Genomic DNA, 22,392 nt, shown 5'->3' on the forward strand with positions numbered 1-22,392 from the left:
CAATGCGCTTCCCGCCCCTGCGCGGCGGGCCCCACACTGATCCGCATGGGTCATCTCGACGTCGGCGGTGTCGGCTACACGCTCCCCGACGGGCGTCCTCTGCTGCACGACGTGACGTTCCGCGTCGGGGACGGTGCCCGCGTGGCGCTCGTCGGGCCCAACGGCGTCGGCAAGTCGACGCTGCTGCGCATCGTCACCGGCGACACCGCGGCGCACGAGGGGTCGGTGCAGCGCAGCGGGGGCCTGGGCGTCATGCGGCAGGACGTCGGGCGCATCGACGACGAGCGCAGCGTGCGGGACCTGCTCGCCGGCCTCGCGCCCGCGGCGGTCCGTGAGGCGGCGGCCGAGCTCGCCGCCGCCGAGCTGGCCATGATGGAGACGGACGACGAGCCGACGCAGATGCGCTACGCGCAGGCGCTCGCGGACTGGGCCGACGTCGGCGGGTACGAGGCCGAGGTCGGCTGGGACCGGGTGACCGACGCGGTGCTCTCGCTGCCGTTCGAACGGGCGCAGCACCGGTACGTGCGCACGCTGTCCGGCGGCGAGCAGAAGCGGCTCGTGCTGGAGGCGCTCCTGCGCGGGCCGGACGAGGTGCTGCTGCTCGACGAGCCGGACAACGCCCTGGACGTGCCGACCAAGCGCTGGCTCGAGGACCGGCTCGTCGCGAGCGGCCGCACCGTGCTGTTCGTCAGCCACGACCGTGAGCTGCTCGCACGCGTCGCGACCCACGTCGCGACCCTGGAGCCGGCCGAGGGCGGCGCGCGCGTCTGGGTGCACGGCGGCGACTTCGCGACCTACGGGCAGGCGCGAGCCGACCGGCGCGCGCGTCACGAGGAGCTGCTGCGGCGCTGGGAGGAGGAGCACGCGCAGCTGCGCGAGCTCGTCGTGACGCTCAAGACGAAGGCCGCGTTCAACGACGGCCTGGCCTCGCGCTACCAGGCCGCGCAGACGCGGCTGCGCAAGTTCGAGGAGGCCGGGCCGCCGGCCGTCGTCGCGCGCGACCAGCAGGTGAGCGTGCGGCTGCGCGGCGGGCGGACGGCCAAGCGGGCCGTGGTCGCGCAGGACCTCGAGCTCACCGGCCTCATGCGGCCGTTCGACCTCGAGGTCTGGTACGGCGAGCGCGTCGCGGTGCTGGGTGCCAACGGCTCGGGCAAGTCGCACTTCCTGCGGCTGCTCGCGGCCGGCGGCTCCGACCCCGAGCACGCGCCCGCGGGTGACGTGCCGGTCGCGCCCGTCGCCCACACGGGGTCGGTCGTGCTGGGGTCGCGCGTGCGGCCCGGGTGGTTCGCGCAGAACCACGCGCACCCCGAGCTCGTGGGGCGCACGCTGCTGGAGGTCCTGCACCGGGGTGACGGCCACCGCGCCGGGCTGGGTCGCGAGGCCGCGAGCCGCGCGCTGGACCGCTACGAGCTCGTCGCGGCGGCCGAGCAGCGGTACGAGACGCTGTCCGGCGGTCAGCAGGCGCGCCTGCAGATCCTGCTGCTGGAGCTCGGCGGCGCGACCCTGCTGCTCCTCGACGAGCCCACCGACAACCTCGACCTGCACTCGGCCGAGGCCCTCGAGGCGGGGCTCGCGGCGTTCGACGGCACGGTGCTCGCGGTGACGCACGACCGGTGGTTCACGCGCACGTTCGACCGCTACCTGGTGTTCGGGTCCGACGGCTCGGTGCTCGAGACGCCGGAGCCCGTGTGGGACGCGGGGCGGGTGCAGCGCGTACGGTAGGGACCGACGCACGTGACGCCTGCCACCTGTTTTGCCTGGCGGAGCCGGGCCGGGTAGTCTGGTGCGTCGTTGTGCGTCCCCTGTCGCGCACCGGTGGCTTCTCACCACCGGGTGCCGATGGACGTCCTGGTGCGATCCCACTCGCCGGGCGGGATGCTCCGGCAGCCATCCTCGGCCGGTCGCCCTGCGCGCCCGGCCACGACACGTATCACGAGACAGAGGCAACCCCGTGCGCACGTACACCCCGAAGCCCGGCGACGTCGAGCGGAACTGGTACGTCATCGACGCGACCGACGTCGTGCTCGGTCGTCTGGCCAGCCACGTGGCCACCCTGCTGCGCGGCAAGCACAAGGCGACCTTCGCTCCTCACGTCGACGGCGGCGACTTCGTCATCGTCATCAACGCGGAGAAGGTCGCGCTGACCGGCAACAAGCGGGAGACCAAGCTCGCCTACCGCCACTCCGGTTACCCGGGTGGTCTGCGGGCGACCCGTTACGTCGACCTCCTCGAGAAGCACCCGGAGCGTGCGATCGAGAAGGCCGTTCGCGGCATGCTGCCCCACACGACCCTCGGTCGCGGGCAGATCAGCAAGCTCAAGGTCTACCGCGGTGCGGAGCACCCGCACGCGGCCCAGCAGCCGAAGCCGTTCGAGCTCACCCAGGTGGCGCAGTAAGCCCCCGGCTGCTGCGGCAGAGAAACTAGAACGCGAGGATCCCGTGGCTCAGACCACCGTCGAGACCGAGTACGAGGGCGACGACACGCCCACCAGCTACACCTCCGAGACCGTCGCGCCCACCGGCCGCGGGCAGTCCCTCACGGCACCGGGCCAGGCGCTCGGCCGCCGCAAGGAGGCCGTCGCCCGCGTCCGTCTGGTGCCCGGCACCGGCCAGTGGAAGATCAACGGCCGCGCCCTCGAGGAGTACTTCCCGAACAAGGTGCACCAGCAGCTCGTCAACTCCCCGCTGAAGCTCGTGGACGTCGAGGGTCGTTTCGACGTCGTCGCGCGCATCACCGGTGGTGGCGTCTCCGGCCAGGCCGGCGCGCTGCGCCTGGGCATCGCCCGCGCGCTCAACGCGATCGACGCGGAGAACAACCGTCCGGCGCTCAAGAAGGCCGGCTTCCTCACGCGTGACGCTCGCGTGGTGGAGCGCAAGAAGGCGGGTCTCAAGAAGGCCCGCAAGGCGCCGCAGTACTCGAAGCGCTGACCCAGCGCTCCGGCCCGATGGCCCCGACGGTCGACAGACCGCCGGGGCCATCGGCATGTCGGGGCACTGCGGGCCGGCGCGCGGCTCGCGACGCCGGGAACGGATCAGGCACGGCGCCGGCAGCGTCCTCACGGGGGCGGGCGGTCGGCAGGACGAAGGAGCCGGGAATGGGTCGACTGTTCGGGACCGACGGGGTACGCGGTCTGGCGAACCGGGACGTCACGGCGGAGGTCGCGCTCGACGCGTCCGTCGCCGCGGCGCACGTGCTGGCCTCGCGGGGGGACTTCGCCGGGCACCGTCCGCGTGCGCTGATCGGCCGTGACTCGCGCATCTCGGGCGAGTTCCTCTCGGCGGCCGTCGCCGCGGGCCTGGCCTCCGCGGGCGTCGACGTCGACAACGTCGGCGTCCTGCCGACGCCGGCGGTGGCCTACCTGACGGCGGCGCGCGGCGTCGACATCGGTGTGGTGCTGTCCGCGTCGCACAACCCCATGCCGGACAACGGCATCAAGTTCCTCGCGCGCGGTGGCCAGAAGCTCGACGACGACGTCGAGGCGGCCATCGAGGCGCGCATGGGCGAGGACTGGGACCGGCCCCTGGGCGCCGACGTCGGTCGGATCCGCATGGACCTCAACCTCGCCGGCCAGCAGTACGTGGACCACCTCGTCGCGACGATCGGCGCCACGCGCCTCGACGGCCTGCGCATCGTCATCGACTGCGCCAACGGTGCCGCGAGCGAGGTCGGCCCCGTCGCGCTGCGCCAGGCGGGCGCGGACGTCGTGGTCATCAACGCGTCGCCCGACGGCCGCAACATCAACGAGGCGTGCGGGTCCACGCACCCCGAGCACCTGCAGGCCGCCGTCGTGGCCGCGCACGCGGACCTCGGCGTCGCGCTCGACGGCGACGCCGACCGCTGCCTGGCGGTCGACGCGAGCGGTCAGCTCGTCGACGGCGACCAGATCATGGGCGTGCTCGCCGTCGCGATGCACGAGCGCGGCGACCTGCCGCACGGCACCCTCGTCACGACGGTGATGAGCAACCTCGGCCTGCGGATCGCGATGCGCGAGGCGGGGATCGCGACCGTCGAGACGGGCGTCGGTGACCGGTACGTGCTCGAGGCCATGCGCGCCGGCGGGTTCGGCCTGGGCGGCGAGCAGTCCGGCCACATCATCATGGCGGCCCACGCGACCACGGGTGACGGCCTCCTGACGGCCCTGCACCTCGCGGCGCGCGTCGTGCAGACCGGACGTCCGCTGGCCGAGCTGGCGGGGGTCGTCCGCCGGCTGCCGCAGATCCTGGTCAACGTGCCGGACGTGGACCGCTCGCGCACCGACGACCACGTGCTCGCGCAGGCCGTCGCCGCCGCGACCGCGTCGCTCGGCGACACCGGACGCGTGCTGCTGCGCCCGTCGGGCACCGAGCCGCTCGTGCGCGTCATGGTCGAGGCCGCCACGCAGCAGGAGGCCGACGCCGTCGCGAACGAGCTCGCGGGAGTGGTCCGGGAGCGCCTGTCGCTGTGAGGTCAGCCGCCGGCGTCGCCGGCGTCGGCCGCGGCTGGAGGAGGAGGACGGGATGTCCGAGAGCGACCGCATCGCGCGGGACCTGGTGCGACGCACGCTGGACGCGGCGCGCGCCGCGGGACCCGACGCCGTCGCGCCGATCGTCCAAGCCGGGCACCCGGTGCTCCGCGCCGTGGCGCGGCCGTACGACGGCGGGCTCGCGGCCGACGAGCTCACCGAGCTGCTCGCGCTCATGCACCGCACGATGCGGGCGGCGCCGGGCGTCGGTCTGGCCGCACCGCAGATCGGGATCCCGCTGGCCCTCGCGGTCGTCGAGGACCCGGGAGCGGGCGACGGCGAGGTGGCCCAGGTGCGGGAGCGGCCCGCGCTGGCGTACCGGGTGCTGGTCGACCCGTCCTACGAGCCGGTCGACGACGAGCAGGTCGCCTTCTACGAGGGCTGCCTGAGCGTCGTCGGGTACCAGGCGGTCGTGGCGCGCGCGCGGACGGTGCGCCTCACGGGGCACGACGAGACGGGTGCGCCGATCGACGAGGTCCTGCGCGGCTGGCCCGCGCGGATCGTCCAGCACGAGACCGACCACCTGCGCGGCACGCTCTACGTCGACCGTGCGATGCCGCGCTCGCTCTCCGCGACGGACGCCTGGGGCGCACACTGGGGAGCGGAGCCGGTCCCGCGCGAGGCCGCGCGGGCGCTGGGCTTCGAGCTGCCGCGGACGGCACGGGGGAGTGCCGGGGAGGAGAGGTGATGAAGCCGTTCCTGTTCCTGGGGGTGCGTCCCGAGGCCGCGCCTGCGGACGACGAGTACGCCGCGATGCTGCGGTGCACGGGTCTCGACGAGTCGACGCTGCGTCGCGTGCGCCTCGAGGCCGCACCGCTCGGCGCCGTGGACCTCGACGCGTGGTCCGGCATCGTGCTGGGCGGGGGGCCGTTCTGCGTGAGCGACCCCGAGGACGCCAAGTCGGCGGTGCAGCGCCGCGTCGAGGCGGACCTCGCGCGGCTGCTGGACGCGGTCGTGCCCGCCGACCACCCCTTCTTCGGGGCCTGCTACGGCATCGGCACCCTGGGCCGGCACCAGGGGGGCGTCGTGGACCGTGCGCACCCCGAGCCCGTCGGCGCGGTCACCGTCGAGCTCACGGCCGCCGGGCGGGCCGACCCCGTCATGGGCGTCGGCCCCGCGCGCTTCGGAGCGTTCGTGGGGCACAAGGAGGGGCTCAGCGCGCTGCCGCCCCACGCGGTGCTGCTCGCGACGTCGAGCACGGCACCCGTCCAGGCGTTCCGCGTGGGCAGCAACGTGTATGCCACGCAGTTCCACCCGGAGCTCGACGTCGACGGGCTCGCGACGCGCGTCGAGGCGTACCGCTACGACGGGTACTTCGACCCCGCCGAGGCGGCGCAGGTCGTGGCCGACGCGCGCACCAGCGGCGTGCGCACGGTGCCGGGGGTGCTGCGGGCGTTCGTCGAGCGGTACGTCCACCCGCGGGGGGAGACCGGTCGGCACCGTACGGACCTGGGGGACGAGATCACCGTTCCTCAGGGCTGATTCGGGGGAATACCCGATGTGCCGGGGAGCGGTGCGCACCTAGCGTGGTCACGTCGCCACCACCGGGGTGGGTACGACGAGGGGAGGGCACGTGCTCGAGCAGTGGGCACTCGACCTCGCGGCGTCGCCGTGGGTCTTCGCGGCGCTGCTCGGGTTCGCGACGGTGGACGGGTTCTTCCCGCCGGTACCCAGCGAGTCGCTGGTCATCGGGCTCGCCTCGTTGTCGACCTCGACGGGCAGCCCCGTGCTGTGGCCGGTCATCGCGGTCGCGGCCCTCGGGGCGTTCACGGGCGACCAGATCGCGTTCCAGATCGGCAGGGCCCTGCCCATCCGCCGACTGCGCGGCTTCCGCGGCCGGCGCGGGCAGGCGCTCCTGGACTGGGCCGAGCGGGCGCTGCGCGACCGTGGCGCCGCGTTCATCATCGCGGCCCGCTACATCCCCGTCGGTCGGGTCGCGGTCAACATGACGGCCGGGGCGCTCGGCTTCCGCCGTCGGCGCTTCGTGCTCCTCACCGGGATCGCCGCGGTGACCTGGGCTCTCTACTCGACCCTCATCGGGATCGGCACGGGGACCGTGCTGGGGCACTCGCCGATCATCGGCGTGGGCGTGGGGGTCCTCGGCGGGTTCGTGATCGGGCTCGTCGTCGACCGGGTCCTGCGGCGCTGGCTGCGCATCGAGCCGCCACCCGCGCAGGACGCGTCGGCCGCGATCGACCAGGGGGCGACGTCCGACGCCCCACCCGCCGTCGTGGGCGACGCGCGCGTGCGGCCGGGCGAGGGCACGGCCGCCTGACGGCCAGTCGGAGGTCACGGTGACCTCACGATACGACCGCTGTGACAACGATCCGGTATCGACCGGTCGGCCGGGTGCGCTCCGGTGCCCGGCGCGTCCTACGCTCGAGGGAGCGCGACGTCGACGTCACGCTCCCCGCCCACCGCGAGGCCCCACGACGAGCAGGGGTCCGACCCCGTGCGTCCGGGGACGAGACGGCGGAGGTCGACGGTGCGGGCAGCAGGACGTGGTGCGACGACGGCGATCGCCGTGCTCGCGCTCGCGGGCTGCAGCCAGTCGGTCGCCGCACAGCCCGCCGTCACGACCGCCGAGGTCCGCACGGACGCGAGCTGCCTGGACGCGGAGGTGCTCGACGCGCTCGGGCTCGAGCTCGACGCGTCGCTGCGCACCGGCGCCCCGGCGGCGACGACGCGAGGGCTGCCACCCGACGGGTTCGTCCCCGACACCGCGCTGCTGTGCGACCGCGGCACGACGCTGCGCGACTCGGCCGGCCGGTGGTGGGCGGTCACGTCGACGCGGCTCGAGGGTGACCTGGAACCGCTGGTCGGCGTCATGACGCGCGCGTCCGCCGCGTGCGGCGTCGGGATCGTCGCCCAGGTGTGGCTCGTCGACGCGCTGGGTGCGGCCGTCCTGCTGCCGCGCGAGGCGGCGTGCTCCGACGACGGCCTGCCCGCGGCGCTCGAGCAGCTCGACGTCGTCGACCGCACCGAGCACCCCGTCGCGCTCGTGCCGGGCGGCACGGCGCAGGCGCCCACGCCCTGAGGCGAGGGCCGGGCACGTCGGGCACCGTGCGGCGGGACGTCAGATCTTGCGCAGCCGCACCCGCTGCACCGCGTGGTCCGGCCCCTTGGTGAGCACCAGCGTGGCGCGGCTGCGCGTCGGCAGGATGTTCTCCTCGAGGTTCGGCGCGTTGATGCTGTCCCAGATGCTCTCGGCGCGCGCGACCGCCTCGTCGTCGGTGAGTGACGCGTACCGGTGGAAGTACGACTCCGGGCGCGCGAACGCCGTCTCCCGCAGCGAGAGGAACCGGTCCACGTACCACTGCTTGACGTCGGACGTGCGGGCGTCGACGTAGATCGAGAAGTCGAAGAAGTCGCTCAGCGCGAGGTTCGACGTGCCCGCCAGGGTGGGGCGTGCCGGCTGCAGCACGTTGAGGCCCTCGACGATGAGCACGTCCGGCTGCCGCACCACCACGTGCGCGTCGGGCACGATGTCGTACGTGAGGTGGTCGTACACGGGGACCGTCACCTCGGGACGCCCGGCCTTGACCTTCGACACGAAGCGCAGCAGCGCGCGCCGGTCGTAGGACTCGGGGAAGCCCTTGCGCTGGAGCAGGCCGCGACGCTCGAGCTCGGCGTTGGGGTGCAGGAAGCCGTCCGTCGTCACCAGCTCGACGTGCGGCGTCGCCGGCCAGCGCGCCATGAGCTCCCGCAGCAGGCGCGCCGTCGTGGACTTGCCCACGGCGACCGACCCCGCCACGCCGATGACGAACGGCGTGCGGCCGACGTCCTCGCGCAGGAACGTGCTCGTCGCGTGGTGCAGACCGCGCGTCGCCTGGATGTACAGGTCGAGCAGGCGCGAGAGCGGACGGTAGATGGCGTCGACCTCGGCGAGGTCGATGGGGTCGCCGATGCCGCGCAGCCGGTCGACGTCGGCGTCGGTCAGCGGCAGGGGCGTCGAGGCCGACAAGCGGGTCCAGGCGCTGCGGTCGAGGTCGACGTAGGGCGTGGCGGGGACCAGGGACGGCACGCGACGATTCTTCCGCATGACGCGGTGTGCTGGTGCCGACGGTCCGCGCGCCACCCGTCCGCGCGGGGAGCCCCGGTAGAGTCGGCCCCATGTGCGGAATCGTCGGGTACGTCGGCAGCGCGACTCCGAGCGAGCGTCCCCTGGACGTGGTGCTCGAGGGTCTGCGGCGTTTGGAGTACCGCGGGTACGACTCCGCGGGTGTGGCGCTGGTCGTGCCCGGTGGTGGGCTCGCGACGGCCAAGAAGGCCGGCAAGCTCGTCAACCTGGTGGAGGAGCTCGCCGCGCACCCGCTGCCGCCGGCCACCGCGGCCATCGGCCACACGCGCTGGGCGACGCACGGCGGCCCGACCGACGTCAACGCGCACCCGCACGTGTCCGGGGGCCTCGCGGTCATCCACAACGGCATCGTCGAGAACTTCGCGCCCCTGAAGGCCGAGCTCGTGGGTGCCGGGGTCGAGTTCCTCTCCGAGACGGACACCGAGGTCGTCGCGCACCTGCTGGCCCGCGAGTACGACGAGGTGAAGGACCTGACGGCCGCGATGACCTCGGTCGCGCGGCGGCTGCAGGGCACGTTCACCCTGCTGGCGGTGCACGCGGACGTCCCCGACACGGTCGTCGGCGCGCGGCACGACTCACCGCTGGTCGTCGGCCTGGGTGACGGCGAGAACTTCCTGGGCTCGGACGTCGCGGCGTTCATCGGCTCGACGCGCAGGGCGCTCGAGCTGGGGCAGGACCAGGTCGTGACGATCACGCCGACGTCCGTGACGGTCACGGACCTCGCGGGGACGCCCGTCGAGGCCAAGCCGTACACGGTGGACTGGGACACCGCCGCCGCCGAGAAGGGCGGCTTCCGGTCCTTCATGGAGAAGGAGATCCACGACCAGCCCCAGGCGGTCGCGGACACGCTCCTGGGCCGGCTGGACGTCTCGGGCCGCCTCGTGCTCGACGAGCTGCGCATCGACGAGTCGGTGCTGCGCTCGATCGACAAGATCGTCGTCGTCGCGTGCGGCACGGCCGCCTACGCGGGCCACGTCGCCAAGTACGCCATCGAGCACTGGTGCCGCATCCCCGTCGAGGTCGAGCTCGCGCACGAGTTCCGCTACCGCGACCCGGTGGTCGACGAGCGCACCCTGGTCGTCGCCGTGTCGCAGTCCGGCGAGACGATGGACACGCTCATGGCGGTGCGTCACGCGAGCGAGCAGGGCGCCACGACGCTCGCGATCGTCAACACCCACGGCTCGACGATCCCGCGCGAGGCCGACGCCGTCCTGTACACCCACGCGGGCCCGGAGATCGCCGTCGCGTCGACCAAGGCGTTCCTGTCGCAGATCACCGCGGCGTACCTGCTGGGTCTGTACCTGGCGCAGCTGCGGGGCAACAAGTTCCCCGACGAGATCGCCGCGACCCTCGCCGACCTGCGCGAGATGCCCGGCAAGATCCAGCTGGTCCTCGACCGCGCCGAGCGGGTCCGGGAGGTCGCGCGCTGGATGGCGGACTCGCCCGCCGTGCTCTTCCTGGGCCGGCACGTCGGCTTCCCCGTCGCGCTCGAGGGAGCGCTCAAGCTCAAGGAGCTCGCCTACATCCACGCCGAGGGCTTCGCCGCCGGCGAGCTCAAGCACGGCCCGATCGCGCTGATCGAGCCGGGCCAGCCCGTGTTCGTCATCGTCCCGTCGCCGCGCGGGCGCGACTCGCTGCACTCGAAGGTCGTCTCCAACATCCAGGAGATCCGCGCGCGCGGCGCACGGACGCTCGTGGTGGCGGAGGACGGGGACGAGGCCGTCGTGCCGTACGCCGACGAGGTGTTCTCGGTACCCCAGACCTCGACGCTGCTCGCGCCGCTGCTCACCGTCGTGCCGCTGCAGATCTTCGCCTCGGAGCTCGCGAACGCCAAGGGCCTGGACGTCGACCAGCCGCGCAACCTCGCGAAGTCCGTCACCGTCGAGTGACCGGCGGGCCCGCGGGGGGTGCCGCGTGATCGTGGGCGTCGGCATCGACGTCGTCGACGTCGCGCGCTTCATGGCGACGGTGGAGCGCGTGCCCGCGCTGCGGGTGCGGCTGTTCACGCCCGACGAGCGCGACCTGCCGGACGCGTCGCTCGCCGCGCGGTTCGCCGCGAAGGAGGCGATCGCCAAGGCGCTCGGGGCCCCGCCGGGCATGAGCTGGCAGGACGCGACCGTGCGGCGCGTCTCGGGGGCGCAGCCCGTCGTCGAGATCGTCGGCACGGTGCTGGCGCGTGCCCGGGAGCTCGGCGTCGACCGGTTCCACCTGTCGATCTCGCACGACGCGGGCATCGCCTCCGCCGTCGTCGTCGCGGAACGCGACACCTGACGCCCGTCAGGGTCGTGAGAGAGCAGTCCGCCCGCCTCCTGTGGGGCGTGAGAGAGCAATCCGGTCGCCGCTGCGGGGACCGGATCGCTCTCTCACGCCCGGGGGGAGTGCTGGATTGCTCTCTCGCGGCCGGGGGAGGGGAGGGGAGGGTCAGCGGAGGTGGGGGGCGACCTCGCGGGCGAAGAGCTCGATGCCCGAGCGGTCGTACGCGGCCTCGGCGAAGTACGTGATCGCGTACGTCATGCCCAGCGACTGCAGCTCGCGCAGCTTCTCGACGATCTGCTCGGGCGTGCCGACCAGCGGGCCGCGGCGGAACTCCTCGGCGACGCCGGGCGCCTTGTCGGGCACCGTGTTGGCGTAGTGCTCCTCGACCCACGCGATGCGGTCGTCGACCTCGTCCTGCGTCGCGCCGATGACGACGTTGTAGTTGGCCGAGCGCGTGATCTCGTCGAAGTTGCGGCCGATGGCCTCGCAGTGCCCGCGCAGGATCTCGGACTTGTGCGCGAAGCCCTCGGGGCTGCCGTCGAAGTTGGTGTACTGCGCGTGCTCGGCCGCGATCCGCAGGGTCTTCTTCTCGCCACCGCCGGCGATCCACAGCGGCGGGCCGTCGACCTGCAGGGGGAGCGGCGAGAGCTGGGCGCCGTCGACCTGGTAGTGCACGCCGTCGAGCGTGGCGGTGCCGTTGGTCCACATCTGCTTGAAGATCTGCACGCCCTCGTCGAGCATCGCGATGCGCTCGCCCGCACGCGGGAAGCCGTAGCCGTACGCCCGCCACTCGTGCTCGTACCAGCCGGCACCGATGCCCATCTCGACGCGGCCGCCGGAGATGACGTCGGCCGTCGTCGCGACCTTCGCCAGGTAGGCGGGGTTGCGGTACGCCATGCACGTGCACATCTGGCCCAGGCGCACGCGCGACGTCGACGCCGCGAACGCGTTGATGAGGCTCCACGCCTCGTGGGTCGCCTCGCCGTTGGGCTCGGGCACGGCGTGGAAGTGGTCGTACACCCAGATGGACTCGAAGACGTCGCCGTCGTCGGCCCACTGCGCGAGACCGTGCATGACCTTCCAGTGGTCGCGGGTCTCGATGCCCGTGAGGTCCTGGCGCCAGCCCTGGGGGATGAAGAGTCCGAATCGCATGCGCGCCACGCTACCGGCGCTCGCCCCCCGGCTGCGCGCGGGCCAGGATGGGCGCGTGCTGCACTCCTGGGACGCCACCGCCGTGCGCGCGGCAGAGGAACCGTTGCTGACCGCCGGGGTGCCGCTCATGGCGCGCGCGTCGTTCGGGCTCGCCACGCACGTCGCGCGGGCGCTGCGCGAGCGGCGAGGGCGCGTGGGCGGTGCGCGGGCGGTCCTGCTCGTGGGGTCCGGCAACAACGGCGGCGACACGCTGCACGCCGGGGCACTGCTCGCGCGCCGCGGCGTCGCGGTCACGGCCGTGCTCGCGTCGGGGCGCGTGCACGGGGACGGGCTGGCCGCGTTGCGGGCCGCGCACGGGCGGGTGCTGACGCTCGACGGCCACCCCGAGCCGCACGGCGTCCCGGAGCCGGTCGCGGCGGCCGTGGCGGCCGCCGACGTCGTGCTCGACGGCCTGCTGGGCATCGGTGGCCGCGGCGGCGTGCGGGGTGCCGGGGCCCGGCTCGTCGACCTCGTCGCGACGGCCGACCCGCGGCCGCTCGTCGTGGCCGTCGACCTGCCGTCCGGCGTCGGCGTGGACGACGGCACGCGCACCGGCGCCGTCCTCGACGCGGACCTCACGGTGACCTTCGGTGCGCGCAAGCCCGCGCTGCTGCTGCCTCCCGCGTCCGGTGCCGCGGGCCGTGTCGTGCCCGTCGACATCGGGCTGCGGCCCGCGGGTGCGCCCGCGGTCGCCCGGCTCGAGGGCCACGACGTGGCCGCGCTGTGGCCGGTCCCGGGCACCGACGCGCACAAGTACGGTCGCGGCGTGCTGGGCGTCGTCACCGGGTCCGCCCGGTACCCCGGGGCGGCGGTCCTCTCGGTCGCGGGAGCGCTGCGCACGGGCGTCGGCATGGTCCGGTACCGCGGGCCCGCCGGTGCGCAGGTGCTCGCGGCGCACCCCGAGGTCGTCGAGGGCGACGGGCGGGTGCAGGCGTGGGTGGTGGGCTCGGGCGTCGCACCCGACGACGACGCGCAGCGCCACCGCGCGCGCGAGGCGCTCGCGCACGCGCTGCGGCACGACGAGCCGGTCGTCGTCGACGCCGGTGCGCTCGACCTGCTGCCGGACCGGGTGCCGCCGCACGTGGTCCTGACGCCGCACGCGGGTGAGCTCGCGGCGCTGCTCGCGGCGCGGGGGCAGCGCGTCGCGCGTGCCGACGTGGAGGCCGGACCGCTCGCGCACGCCCGCCGGGCGCACGAGCTGACGGGCGCCACCGTGCTGCTCAAGGGCGGGACGACCGTCGTCGTCGGACCGCACGGGGCCACGTACGCGCAGGCCGACGGGCCCGCGTGGCTCGCGACGGCCGGCGCCGGGGACGTGCTGGGCGGCGTGCTGGGCGCGCTGCTGGCGGGCAGGGCGGCCGACGCCGTGGCGGACCCCACGCTGCCCGCGGCGCTCGCCGCCGCGGCCGCGCACGTGCACGGCCGCGCGGCGCACCGCGCCAACCCGGGCGGTCCGGTGACGGCGAGCGACGTCGCGGCGGCGCTGCCGGCGGTCGTGGCCGCTCTGGTGCGCGCGTGAGCCCGCGCCCCGACGAGCCGTCGCCGACCCGGGCGTCGACGCCGCACGTCCCACCGCCCGCGCCGCTCGCCCCCGCGCTCGCGGACCGCGTCCACGCGCTGCTCGCCGAGGGCGGGCGGCGGGTGCTCGGCATCGTCGGCGCGCCGGGGGCGGGCAAGTCCACGCTGGCCGCGCAGGTCGCCGCGGCCTTCGGCGACGCGTGCGTCGTGGTCCCCATGGACGGGTTCCACCTCGCGCAGACCGAGCTCGAGCGCATCGGCCGCGCCGACCGCAAGGGCGCGCCCGACACGTTCGACGCCGACGGGTACGTGGCGCTGCTGCGACGCCTGCGCGCGCCGCGCCCCGGGCACGTGGTGTACGCACCCGAGTACCGCCGCGACCTGCGCAACCCCGTCGCGGGCGCCGTCGCCGTGCCGCACGACGTCCCGCTCGTCGTCACCGAGGGCAACTACCTGCTGCTCGACGACCACGGGTTCGGCCCCGTCGCGGACCTGCTCGACGAGTCGTGGTTCGTCGCACCCGACGACGACGTGCGCCTCGCCCGGCTGGTCGAGCGCCACGAGCGGTTCGGCAAGCCGCCCGCCGCCGCGCTCGCGTGGTCGACCGGCCCGGACGCCGCGAACGCGCGGCTCGTCGCGCCGACCGTCGGGCGCGCCGACGTGGTCGTCGGACCGGCGCTGCTGGGCTGAGCCCACCGGCCGGGGCGCCGCGGCCGGGCGGCGCGCACGGGACCGGGGGCCCGGTGGTGAGAGACTGGCAGGCGTGAACGACTTCCCGGCGCGCGCGGTGGTCGACCTCGGCGCCCTGCGCGGCAACGTCCGCACCCTCGCCTCCCTGGCCCCCACCGCGCAGGTGATGGCCGTCGTCAAGGCCGACGCGTACGGGCACGGCCTGGTGCCCAGCGCGCTCGCGGCGCTCGAGGGCGGCGCCACGTGGCTCGGCACGGCACAGGTCTCCGAGGCGCTGCACCTGCGCCGCGCGGGCGTCACGGGCGCCCGCATCCTCACGTGGCTGTACGCGCCCGGCGCGCCGCTGCGGGAGTCCGTGGAGGCGGACGTGGACCTGTCGGTCGCGTCGCGCTGGGCGCTCGACGACGTGGTCGCGGCGGCGCGCGCGGCGGGCCGGACCGCCCGCGTGCACCTCAAGATCGACACCGGGCTCGGTCGCAACGGCCTGCTCCCGGCACAGCTGCCCGACGTCCTGGCGGCCGCGCTCGCGGCCGAGGCCGAGGGGCTCGTGCGGGTCGTCGGCGTGTGGTCGCACCTGGCCTTCGCGGACGCGCCCGACCACGCCGTCGTGGGTCGGCAGGCGGCCGTCTTCACCGACGCGGTCGCGGCCGTCGAGGCAGCCGGCGCGCGCCTCGAGGTCCGCCACCTCGCCAACTCGGCGGCGACGCTCACGGCGCCCGCGCTGCACTGGGACCTCGTGCGGCCCGGCATCGCCGTCTACGGCCTGACGCCCGTGCCGCAGCTCGGTGGGCCCGAGCGGTTCGGCCTCGTGCCCGCCATGACGTTCGAGGCGGAGCTCGCGACCGTCAAGGCCGTGCCCGCGGGCTCCGGGGTGTCCTACGGGCACGAGTACGTCGTGCCGCAGGACACGGTGCTCGGCGTCGTCCCGCTGGGGTACGCCGACGGCATCCCGCGGCACGCCTCGGGCACGGCCGACCGCTGGGGCGGTCCCGTGCAGGTGGGTGGACGACGCCTCGGCATCGCGGGACGCGTGTGCATGGACCAGGTCGTGCTCGACCTCGGCCCCGGCGCGAGCGACGTCGCCGGCGACCGCGTCGTGCTGTGGGGCGACGGGCGCGACGGCGGGCCGACCGCGCAGGACTGGGCGGAGGTGGCGGGCACCATCTCCTACGAGCTCGTCGCGCGGCTGGGGGCACGGGTGCCCCGGGTGTACGTCGACAGCGAGCAGGACCGCGAGCAGGGCGCGGTCGGCGCGCACGCCCTCGCCACCACCGACCCGTCCTCCGTCGGCGGAGGTGCCGCGTGAACCAGCAGGTGCCGCTGCCCGACGCCGACGCGACCCGGGCCTGGGGCCGGGAGCTCGCCGCGCTGCTGCGCGCGGGCGACCTGGTCGTGCTCACCGGTGACCTCGGTGCCGGCAAGACGACGCTCACGCAGGGCCTCGGGCAGGGGCTGGGGGTCCGGGGGCAGGTCGCGTCGCCGACCTTCGTCATCGCCCGCGAGCACCCGCCGCTGCCGCGCCCGGACGGTACGCGCGGCCCCGCGCTCGTCCACGTCGACGCGTACCGGCTCGGGTCGCTCGACGAGGTCGAGGCGCTCGACCTGGACTCGGCGCTCGACGAGGCCGTCACGGTGGTCGAGTGGGGTGCGGGCTGGGTCGAGGGCCTGACGGACGACCGGCTCGAGCTGCGGCTCGAGCGCCCGCACGGCGGTGTCGGCGACGACGTCGAGGACGCCGCGGCGGGGGAGCGCGTGCTGACGGTGCACGGTGTGGGGGAGCGCTGGGCGGGCGTCGTCCTGCCGGGCGCGCCCGCGGCCGCGCACGCGAGCCACGAGGAGGGCGGGGCCTGATGCACCTGGGGATCGACACGTCCGGCGCGGTCGCCGCGTCGCTGGTGCTCGACGCGGACCGGGCCGACACGCTCACCGACGACGAGCCGCGCCGGCACGCCGAGCTGCTGGCCCCGCTCGTCACGCAGCTGCTCGCGCGGCACGGGCGTGCGGCGCGGGACCTCGAGAGCGTCGTGGTCGGCACGGGCCCGGCGCCGTTCACGGGTCTGCGCGTCGGGCTGGTGACGGCCCGCGTCCTCGGCCTGTCGCTCGGGATCCCGGTCCACGGCGTGCCCAGCCTCGACGCGCTGGCCGAGGCAGCGGCCCGGTTCGCCGGCCTCGAGGACGGGACCCCGCTGCTCGTCGTCACCGACGCGCGCCGCCGCGAGGTCTACTGGTCGCGCTACGAGGTGCGTGGCGGCGCCGCCGTGACCACGGCCGGGCCCGACGTGGCGCCGCCCGCCGACGTCCCGCGCACCCCGGACGACGTCGTGCTGGGGGCCGGCCGCGACCTGTACCCGCAGGTGTTCGGCGAGCCCGACCCGCGCGTGGCCGCGGGGTCGCCCGCGCTGCGGTCCCCGGACCCGGCGCTGCTCGTCCGCATCGCGCAGCGGCGGCTCGCTGCGGGCGAGGCCCTGCCCGCCGACCCGCTGTACCTGCGCCGCCCCGACGCCGTGCCTCCCGCGGGCGCCAAGCGGGTGCTGGCGTGAGCGCACCGGCCCTCGACGTGGCCGTGCGACCCCTCGTCGCGGGCGACCTGTCCGCGCTGGACCGCATGGAGCGGACGCTCTTCGGCGTCAGCGCGTGGACGCGGCAGATGCTCGCCGAGGAGCTGGTCGGCCCGGGGCGCACCTACGTCGGCGCCGAGCTGCCGGGCGGGTCCCTCGTCGGGTACGCGGGCATCTGGTTCGACGGCCGGGACGCCCAGGTCATGACGGTGGCGACGGACCCCGGCTACCAGGGCCGCGGCATCGCGCGGCGGATGCTGGTCACGCTCCTCGAGCGGGCGCGCGCGCTCGGCGCGGAGTCGGTGCTGCTGGAGGTGCGCGTGGACAACGCGCCGGCGATCCACCTGTACGAGACGCTGGGGTTCACGCAGCTGGGGCGCCGCCGCGGCTACTACCAGCCGGAGAACGTCGACGCCTGGACCATGCAGCTGCTGCTGCCCCGGGAGGTCCGCGTGGTCCGCGAGGTCCCGGAGGTCCGGTCCGAGCAGGAGGCGTCGTGAGCACGCAGGACGAGACGCGCCGACGGGTCCTGGTGGACGCCGACGAGCTCGCACGGCTGCTCGCCGACGACGAGCCGCCCGCGCTGCTGGACGTGCGCTGGGCGCTGGGCCGGACCGACGGCCACGAGAGATACCTCGCGGCGCACCTGCCCGGGGCGGTGTACGTCGACCTCGACACCGAGCTCGCCGCGCCGCCGTCGCCCGCGGCCGGCCGGCACCCGCTGCCGGACGTCGCCGACCTCGAGCGGGCCGCGCGGCGCTGGGGCGTGCGCGAGGGCGGCGCGGTCGTGGTGTACGACGACGCCGGCGGCACGTCCGCCGCACGGGCGTGGTGGCTGCTGCGCTGGGCCGGCGTCCGCGACGTCCGCCTGCTCGACGGCGGGCTCGCCGCGTGGGTCGCCGCGGGCTACGGCGTCGAGCCGGGTGACGTGACGCCCGAGCCGGGCGACGTGGTGCTCGTCCCGGGTGCGCTGGCGACCGTCGACGCCGACGGTGCCGCGGCGCTCGCGGCGGACGGTGTGCTGCTCGACGCCCGCGCCGCCGAGCGGTACGCGGGCGACGTCGAGCCGGTGGACCCGCGCGCGGGGCACGTGCCGGGTGCGGTGAGCGCGCCGACGGCCGCCAACCTGGACGACGCCGGCCGGTTCCTGCCCGCCGACGCGCTGCGCGCCCGGTTCGACGCGGCGGGCGTCGTGCCCGGCGGTGGGCCGGTGGGCGTCTACTGCGGCTCGGGCGTGACCGCGGCGCACGAGGTCGCGGCGCTGGCGTCGGTCGGCGTCGACGCGGCGCTGTACCCCGGGTCGTGGTCGCAGTGGTCGAACGACCCGTCCCGGCCGGTGGCCACCGCCTGACGCTCAGACCACGCGCGCGACGTCGTCCCAGGCGAGCCGGGGTGCGCGGGGACGGTCGGTGCCCTCCCCGTCGGGCCACCCGACGTTGAGCACGGACAGGGTCCGCCACGACGTGCCCGCGAAGAGGTCGGCGTCGACGCCCGCGGCGTCCAGGCCCGTCATGGGCCCGACGCCCAGGCCGGCGGCGCGCAGCCCCACGACGAGGTAGCCCGTCTGCAGCCAGGCGTTCTCGCGGGCCATGCGCTCGCGCAGGTCCGGCACGTCGGCGAACCGGTCGCCCGACGTCGGTGCGTGCGGCACGAGCGTCGGCAGGTGCAGGTGGAAGTCCACGTCCGCCGCGACGACCAGCGTCACGGGGGCGGCCAGGACGCGCTCGCGGTTGTGCTCGGCCATGTGCGTCGCGAGGCGCTCGCGGCTCTCGCGGCTGCGGACGACGAGCAGGCGCAGCGGGGTGGAGTTCATCGCGGTGGGCCCCCAGCGCACGGTGTCGTACACCGAGCGCAGGAGGTCGTCGGGGACGCCGTCGTCGACGAACCGCCCCACGGTGCGCCCACCCTCGAACACGATGTCCGGGAGCGGGGAGTCGCCCTCGCGGAGCAGCGTCGCCGACCCGTGGATGGGGTCGCTCGAGATCATGCTCATGTCCGTGTCGACGCTCGCTGTGGTCACACCGGTTCAACATCGTTGCGTCCGCAACGATGCCCCCCGGCAACAGTGAGGCCCGTCACGTCGCCGACGGCGCCTATCCTGAGGGACGTGAGCGCACCCCTCGTCCTCGGGATCGAGACCTCCTGCGACGAGACCGGCGTCGGGATCGTCCGCGGGTACGACCTGCTGGTCGACGCCGTCGCCAGCTCGGTGGACGAGCACGCGAGGTTCGGCGGGATCATCCCCGAGATCGCGGCGCGGGCCCACCTCGAGGCGATGGTGCCCACCATCGAGCGCGCGCTCGCGACGGCCCAGGTCACCCTGGACGAGGTCGACGCCATCGCGGTGACCGCGGGCCCCGGCCTGGTCGGACCGCTGACGATCGGTGCCGCGGCAGCCAAGGCGCTCGCGGTGGGTCTCGGCAAGCCGCTGTACGGCGTGAACCACGTCATCGGGCACGCCGTCGTCGACGAGCTCGTCGACGGGCCCTTCCCCGAGCGCGTCATGGCGCTCGTCGTGTCCGGCGGGCACTCGTCGCTCCTGCTGGTCGACGACACGGTGAACGTCACCGAGCTCGGCTCGACGCTCGACGACGCCGCGGGCGAGGCCTTCGACAAGGTCGGCCGGCTGCTCGGGCTGCCGTACCCCGGAGGGCCGCACATCGACCGCCTCGCGCGCGAGGGCGACCCCACGGCGATCCGGTTCCCGCGAGGGCTGACCGCACCCAAGGACCAGGCCGAGCACGCCACCGACTTCTCGTTCTCGGGTCTCAAGACGGCCGTGGCGCGGTGGGTCGAGTCCCGGCAGGACGCGGGAGAGGCGATCCCGCTGCAGGACGTCGCCGCCTCGTTCGCGGCCGCGGTGGCCGACGTGCTCACCGCCAAGACGATCGCGGCGTGCCGGCGCGAGGGCGTCTCGACGCTCGTCGTCGGGGGCGGCTTCTCCGCCAACTCCCAGCTGCGTGACATGGCGGCCGCCCGGTGCGCCGAGGCGGGCATCGAGCTGCGGATCCCGCCGATCCGCTACTGCACGGACAACGGCGCGATGATCGCGGCGCTCGGTGCCGCGGTCGTGCGCCGGGGCCTGCCGCCGTCCCCGCTCGACCTGCCGGTGGACTCGACCATGCCGCTCACGCAGGTCCTCGTCTGAGCGGACCTGCGGCTCGGTCGTCGGTCAGCTGACCGGCGTCCGGCGCCACACGCGCCAGACGCGAGCGCCGAGCGCGAAGCCGAGCGCGCCGAGCGCGAGGGAGACGGCGAACGGCTGCCACCCCAGCGGGAAGGTGAGCCCGTACGTCGCGTCGCTGTTCTCCGCGGTCATGGGCACCCCGAGCCAGGAGAGCTCCGCGCGTCCGCCGCCCATGGCGCCGACCGCCTCGACCGCCCCGACGGCCCAGGCGGCCCACATGTACAGCGGGAGGCCGAACCCGAGGAGCGTCGCCAGGACGGCGCCGTCGTTCCACCGCGGCCGGGCGCTGTCGAGCGCGTCGAGGTGGTCGGCGGCCACCCGCCACGGGCTGCCGATCTCGCGCAGCGCCGCGTCGACGCCGATCCGCCCGGCGTCGTCGAGGAGCGCGGCCCCCAGGTCGCGACGGATGCGTCGCGCCTCGCGCGCCGGGTGGTCCTGCATCGCGAGCGAGAAGCGCCACAGCCACCGGCGCACGCGGGCGCGCTCGCGTCGCCCCAGGACGGTGGGGTGGGCGGTGGTGGTCGTCGGGGGCATGGGGGTCTCCTGGGGTCGTCGACGCGCGAGGCGGTCGTCGGTGGTCATGGTGCGCAGCCCGCGGGGGAGGGTGCGCCGGTCGGCGGCGGGTCGCTCGGGGGTGGTGAGCCGTCGAGCACGCGCCCGGCGGTGGCGACCAGCTCGGCCCAGGCGGCGCGCTGGGCGGCGAGCGCCTCGAGGCCGGGTGCGCTGGGCCGGTAGTACTTGCGCGCCGGCCCGGAGGGCGACGCGACCAGGCGGGAGACCAGCAGGCCGTCGCGCTCGAGCCGGGTCAGGACCGGGTACAGCGTGCCGGTGGAGAGGTCGTCGAGACCGGCGTCGCGCAGCGTCGCGACGAGCTCGTAGCCGTACGTCTCCGCGCGGGCGAGCGCCGCGAGCGCGAGCATCGGCAGCACGCCCTTGAGGAGCTGGGGGTCGCGGGGCTCGGTCACGGCATGAAGGTAACGCCTGGTACTCGGCTATGCAAGATACCGGCGCCGCTTCAGCGCCCCCGCTCGTGTGCCGACATCTCTGCGGTGAGCACCTCCGCGACGCCGCTCGCCGTCGTCGTCGACCACGTCGCCCGGGTGACGGACAGCTGGGTCCCGGGCGCCTGGCTGCGCCCGGTGCTCTTCGTGCTGCTCGTGCTCGTCACCCTCGGGGTCGTCGTGGCGGCCGTGCCGGTCGGCCCGCTGTTCCGCTGGCGGCTGCGGCGCCGGATGCTCGCGATGCTCGACCCCGCCCTGTCCGCCGAGGAGCGCGAGCGGGCGCGCGCGACCCTGCGCGAGGCGATCCCGGTGCGGGGCCGCCCCGCCGTCGTCGACGAACGGCTGCCGCGCGGTCACGACCCCGTCGCGCTGCGGGTCCCGGTCGTCGTGGCGCCCGGCCCCGACGGCTGCCCGGGCTTCCGCATCGCGGCACCCTGGCACAACCGTCCCGTGCCCGAGCACCAGCCCGGCAGCCGCCAGGTCGTCAGCGTCCTGCTCCGCGGCGGGCGCGCGCTCCTGGTCGTCGTGCTCGGACGCGTGGGGGAGGTGGACGCCGGCGTCGTGCTGGCGGGCGCCCCCGACCGCCCGCACGTGCAGCGCGCGACGGCGCGGGACGGCACGACCTTCCCCGGCGACGTCGTCGAGGTGCCCACGCCGATCGGGCCGGTCTGGCGCCACACGTACGGCGTCGGGCGCTCCTTCGTGACGGACACCCACCTGGACCGCGACGGCTGGGCGTTCGTCATCGGGGTGGTGCGCAGCAACGAGGACACGAGCCTCAAGGGCCTGGGCGACGCGGTGCTCGCGACGTGGCAGTGGCTCCCGGCGGACGACGACGGCGAGGTGCCACCCGCCGCCGTGCCGACGGACGCCGCCGTGCCGACGGACGCCGCCGTGCCGACGGACGCCGCCGTGCGGGACGTCGGCCTCGTCCTGGCCGACGAGCGGGGCCCCCTCGCCCGGTTCCGGGTGCCCTCGGCGCCGGCGGCCGTCGACGTCCCCTGCCCGGACGGCTCGACCACGTGGGCCTACCTGCGGCTCTCGCCGACCGCCCACCTCGTCGTCTCGTCGACGCCCTGGGACGGGGTGGTCGGGACGGCGCTGGGCGACCTCGAGCAGCCGGGTCGCACGGCGTGGGGGCCGTCCGTGACGCCCGCCGGGCCCGTGTCCGAGCGTCGGACCGGTGCCGGTGACGTCCTGGTGCGCACGTTCCGCGTGGACGGCGTCCTGCGCACGCAGGCGCGCCTCGACCGTGCGGACCGCAGCTGGACGTGGTCGCTGACCCGCACGCCCGACGAGCGGGACACGCTCGCCGCCCTCGACGACGTGCTGCGGACCTGGCAGTGGGCGCCGTTCACGGAGCCCGACCCGGCACCGACCGCCGTGGCCGCGCCGCCGCCCGGCTGAGC

General features: G+C 75.4%; 24 protein-coding genes. 19 read left to right on the forward strand and 5 right to left on the reverse strand.

Annotated features, from left to right (window positions below):
- Nucleotides 1-45 precede the first annotated feature (45 nt).
- The 8 genes from H9657_RS08645 (at nt 46) to H9657_RS08680 (ending at nt 7,538) form a co-directional block, all read left to right on the forward strand.
- The gene (locus tag H9657_RS08645) at nt 46-1,722 is read left to right on the forward strand and encodes an ATP-binding cassette domain-containing protein (protein WP_191782412.1); all 1,677 of its coding nucleotides are present in this window, start codon (nt 46-48) and stop codon (nt 1,720-1,722) included.
- A 229-nt stretch (nt 1,723-1,951) separates the two neighbouring features.
- Nucleotides 1,952-2,395: a 50S ribosomal protein L13 gene (gene rplM / locus H9657_RS08650; protein ID WP_191782414.1), complete on the forward strand. Its 444-nt coding sequence runs from the start codon at nt 1,952-1,954 to the stop codon at nt 2,393-2,395.
- A gap of 43 nt (nt 2,396-2,438) precedes the next feature.
- Nucleotides 2,439-2,927, forward strand: a complete 489-nt coding sequence (gene rpsI, locus H9657_RS08655; RefSeq protein WP_191782416.1) for a 30S ribosomal protein S9 — start codon at nt 2,439-2,441, stop codon at nt 2,925-2,927.
- 167 nt (nt 2,928-3,094) lie between these two features.
- Nucleotides 3,095-4,444 carry a phosphoglucosamine mutase gene (gene glmM, locus H9657_RS08660; RefSeq protein ID WP_191782417.1) on the forward strand — a complete coding sequence of 450 codons (1,350 nt, stop codon included), beginning with the start codon at nt 3,095-3,097 and terminating at the stop codon, nt 4,442-4,444.
- Nucleotides 4,445-4,496: 52 nt separating this feature from the next.
- Nucleotides 4,497-5,189 carry a peptide deformylase gene (locus tag H9657_RS08665; protein WP_191782420.1) on the forward strand — a complete coding sequence of 231 codons (693 nt, stop codon included), beginning with the start codon at nt 4,497-4,499 and terminating at the stop codon, nt 5,187-5,189.
- Nucleotides 5,189-5,983, forward strand: coding sequence for a glutamine amidotransferase (locus tag H9657_RS08670; RefSeq protein ID WP_191782421.1), 795 nt, complete (start codon nt 5,189-5,191; stop codon nt 5,981-5,983). The genes H9657_RS08665 and H9657_RS08670 overlap by 1 nt, the downstream gene beginning before the upstream one ends.
- Before the next feature lie 91 nt (nt 5,984-6,074).
- Nucleotides 6,075-6,776, forward strand: a complete 702-nt coding sequence (locus H9657_RS08675; RefSeq protein ID WP_191782423.1) for a DedA family protein — start codon at nt 6,075-6,077, stop codon at nt 6,774-6,776.
- A gap of 210 nt (nt 6,777-6,986) precedes the next feature.
- The gene (locus H9657_RS08680) at nt 6,987-7,538 is read left to right on the forward strand and encodes a hypothetical protein (RefSeq protein WP_191782426.1); all 552 of its coding nucleotides are present in this window, start codon (nt 6,987-6,989) and stop codon (nt 7,536-7,538) included.
- Between the two features lie 39 nt (nt 7,539-7,577).
- Here H9657_RS08680 and coaA read toward each other — a convergent pair whose 3' ends face one another.
- A complete protein-coding gene (gene coaA / locus H9657_RS08685) occupies nt 7,578-8,543 on the reverse strand; it encodes a type I pantothenate kinase (protein ID WP_191782428.1) in 966 nt (321 codons plus the stop codon).
- A gap of 71 nt (nt 8,544-8,614) precedes the next feature.
- Between coaA and glmS the strand changes: the two genes are divergently transcribed.
- Nucleotides 8,615-10,471, forward strand: a complete 1,857-nt coding sequence (gene glmS, locus H9657_RS08690; RefSeq protein ID WP_191782430.1) for a glutamine--fructose-6-phosphate transaminase (isomerizing) — start codon at nt 8,615-8,617, stop codon at nt 10,469-10,471.
- A gap of 25 nt (nt 10,472-10,496) precedes the next feature.
- Nucleotides 10,497-10,853 (forward strand): holo-ACP synthase, encoded by a 357-nt coding sequence (locus H9657_RS08695; RefSeq protein WP_191782432.1) that lies wholly within the window; start codon nt 10,497-10,499, stop codon nt 10,851-10,853.
- Nucleotides 10,854-11,003: 150 nt separating this feature from the next.
- Here H9657_RS08695 and H9657_RS08700 read toward each other — a convergent pair whose 3' ends face one another.
- Nucleotides 11,004-11,990, reverse strand: coding sequence for an LLM class F420-dependent oxidoreductase (locus H9657_RS08700; RefSeq protein ID WP_191782434.1), 987 nt, complete (start codon nt 11,988-11,990; stop codon nt 11,004-11,006).
- A 55-nt stretch (nt 11,991-12,045) separates the two neighbouring features.
- Between H9657_RS08700 and H9657_RS08705 the strand changes: the two genes are divergently transcribed.
- The 7 genes from H9657_RS08705 (at nt 12,046) to H9657_RS08735 (ending at nt 18,146) form a co-directional block, all read left to right on the forward strand.
- A complete protein-coding gene (locus tag H9657_RS08705) occupies nt 12,046-13,548 on the forward strand; it encodes a bifunctional ADP-dependent NAD(P)H-hydrate dehydratase/NAD(P)H-hydrate epimerase (RefSeq protein ID WP_191782436.1) in 1,503 nt (500 codons plus the stop codon).
- Complete coding sequence (locus H9657_RS08710) at nt 13,545-14,237, forward strand: nucleoside/nucleotide kinase family protein (RefSeq protein ID WP_191782438.1); 693 nt, start codon at nt 13,545-13,547, stop codon at nt 14,235-14,237. The genes H9657_RS08705 and H9657_RS08710 overlap by 4 nt, the downstream gene beginning before the upstream one ends.
- Nucleotides 14,238-14,310: 73 nt before the next feature.
- Nucleotides 14,311-15,543: an alanine racemase gene (gene alr, locus H9657_RS08715; RefSeq protein ID WP_191782440.1), complete on the forward strand. Its 1,233-nt coding sequence runs from the start codon at nt 14,311-14,313 to the stop codon at nt 15,541-15,543.
- Nucleotides 15,540-16,088, forward strand: a complete 549-nt coding sequence (gene tsaE, locus H9657_RS08720; protein WP_191782442.1) for a tRNA (adenosine(37)-N6)-threonylcarbamoyltransferase complex ATPase subunit type 1 TsaE — start codon at nt 15,540-15,542, stop codon at nt 16,086-16,088. Before alr ends, tsaE begins: the two co-directional genes overlap by 4 nt.
- The gene (gene tsaB, locus H9657_RS08725) at nt 16,088-16,777 is read left to right on the forward strand and encodes a tRNA (adenosine(37)-N6)-threonylcarbamoyltransferase complex dimerization subunit type 1 TsaB (protein WP_225214959.1); all 690 of its coding nucleotides are present in this window, start codon (nt 16,088-16,090) and stop codon (nt 16,775-16,777) included. Before tsaE ends, tsaB begins: the two co-directional genes overlap by 1 nt.
- Nucleotides 16,774-17,295: a ribosomal protein S18-alanine N-acetyltransferase gene (rimI, locus tag H9657_RS08730; RefSeq protein WP_191782444.1), complete on the forward strand. Its 522-nt coding sequence runs from the start codon at nt 16,774-16,776 to the stop codon at nt 17,293-17,295. The genes tsaB and rimI overlap by 4 nt, the downstream gene beginning before the upstream one ends.
- Nucleotides 17,292-18,146, forward strand: a complete 855-nt coding sequence (locus H9657_RS08735; protein WP_191782446.1) for a sulfurtransferase — start codon at nt 17,292-17,294, stop codon at nt 18,144-18,146. The genes rimI and H9657_RS08735 overlap by 4 nt, the downstream gene beginning before the upstream one ends.
- 3 nt (nt 18,147-18,149) lie before the next feature.
- Here H9657_RS08735 and H9657_RS08740 read toward each other — a convergent pair whose 3' ends face one another.
- Nucleotides 18,150-18,815, reverse strand: coding sequence for a malonic semialdehyde reductase (locus H9657_RS08740; protein WP_318241382.1), 666 nt, complete (start codon nt 18,813-18,815; stop codon nt 18,150-18,152).
- Nucleotides 18,816-18,902: 87 nt separating this feature from the next.
- Here H9657_RS08740 and tsaD point away from each other — a divergent pair, with 87 nt between their 5' ends.
- Nucleotides 18,903-19,943 carry a tRNA (adenosine(37)-N6)-threonylcarbamoyltransferase complex transferase subunit TsaD gene (gene tsaD / locus H9657_RS08745; protein WP_191782448.1) on the forward strand — a complete coding sequence of 347 codons (1,041 nt, stop codon included), beginning with the start codon at nt 18,903-18,905 and terminating at the stop codon, nt 19,941-19,943.
- Between the two features lie 24 nt (nt 19,944-19,967).
- Here tsaD and H9657_RS08750 read toward each other — a convergent pair whose 3' ends face one another.
- A complete protein-coding gene (locus H9657_RS08750; RefSeq protein ID WP_191782450.1) occupies nt 19,968-20,516 on the reverse strand; it encodes a hypothetical protein in 549 nt (182 codons plus the stop codon).
- Nucleotides 20,517-20,560: 44 nt separating this feature from the next.
- A complete protein-coding gene (locus H9657_RS08755) occupies nt 20,561-20,947 on the reverse strand; it encodes a PadR family transcriptional regulator (RefSeq protein WP_318241384.1) in 387 nt (128 codons plus the stop codon).
- Between the two features lie 84 nt (nt 20,948-21,031).
- Here H9657_RS08755 and H9657_RS08760 point away from each other — a divergent pair, with 84 nt between their 5' ends.
- Nucleotides 21,032-22,390, forward strand: a complete 1,359-nt coding sequence (locus tag H9657_RS08760; protein ID WP_191782452.1) for a hypothetical protein — start codon at nt 21,032-21,034, stop codon at nt 22,388-22,390.
- Nucleotides 22,391-22,392 lie beyond the last annotated feature (2 nt).

Source organism: Cellulomonas avistercoris, from assembly GCF_014836445.1.
Lineage (GTDB): Bacteria > Actinomycetota > Actinomycetes > Actinomycetales > Cellulomonadaceae > Cellulomonas > Cellulomonas avistercoris.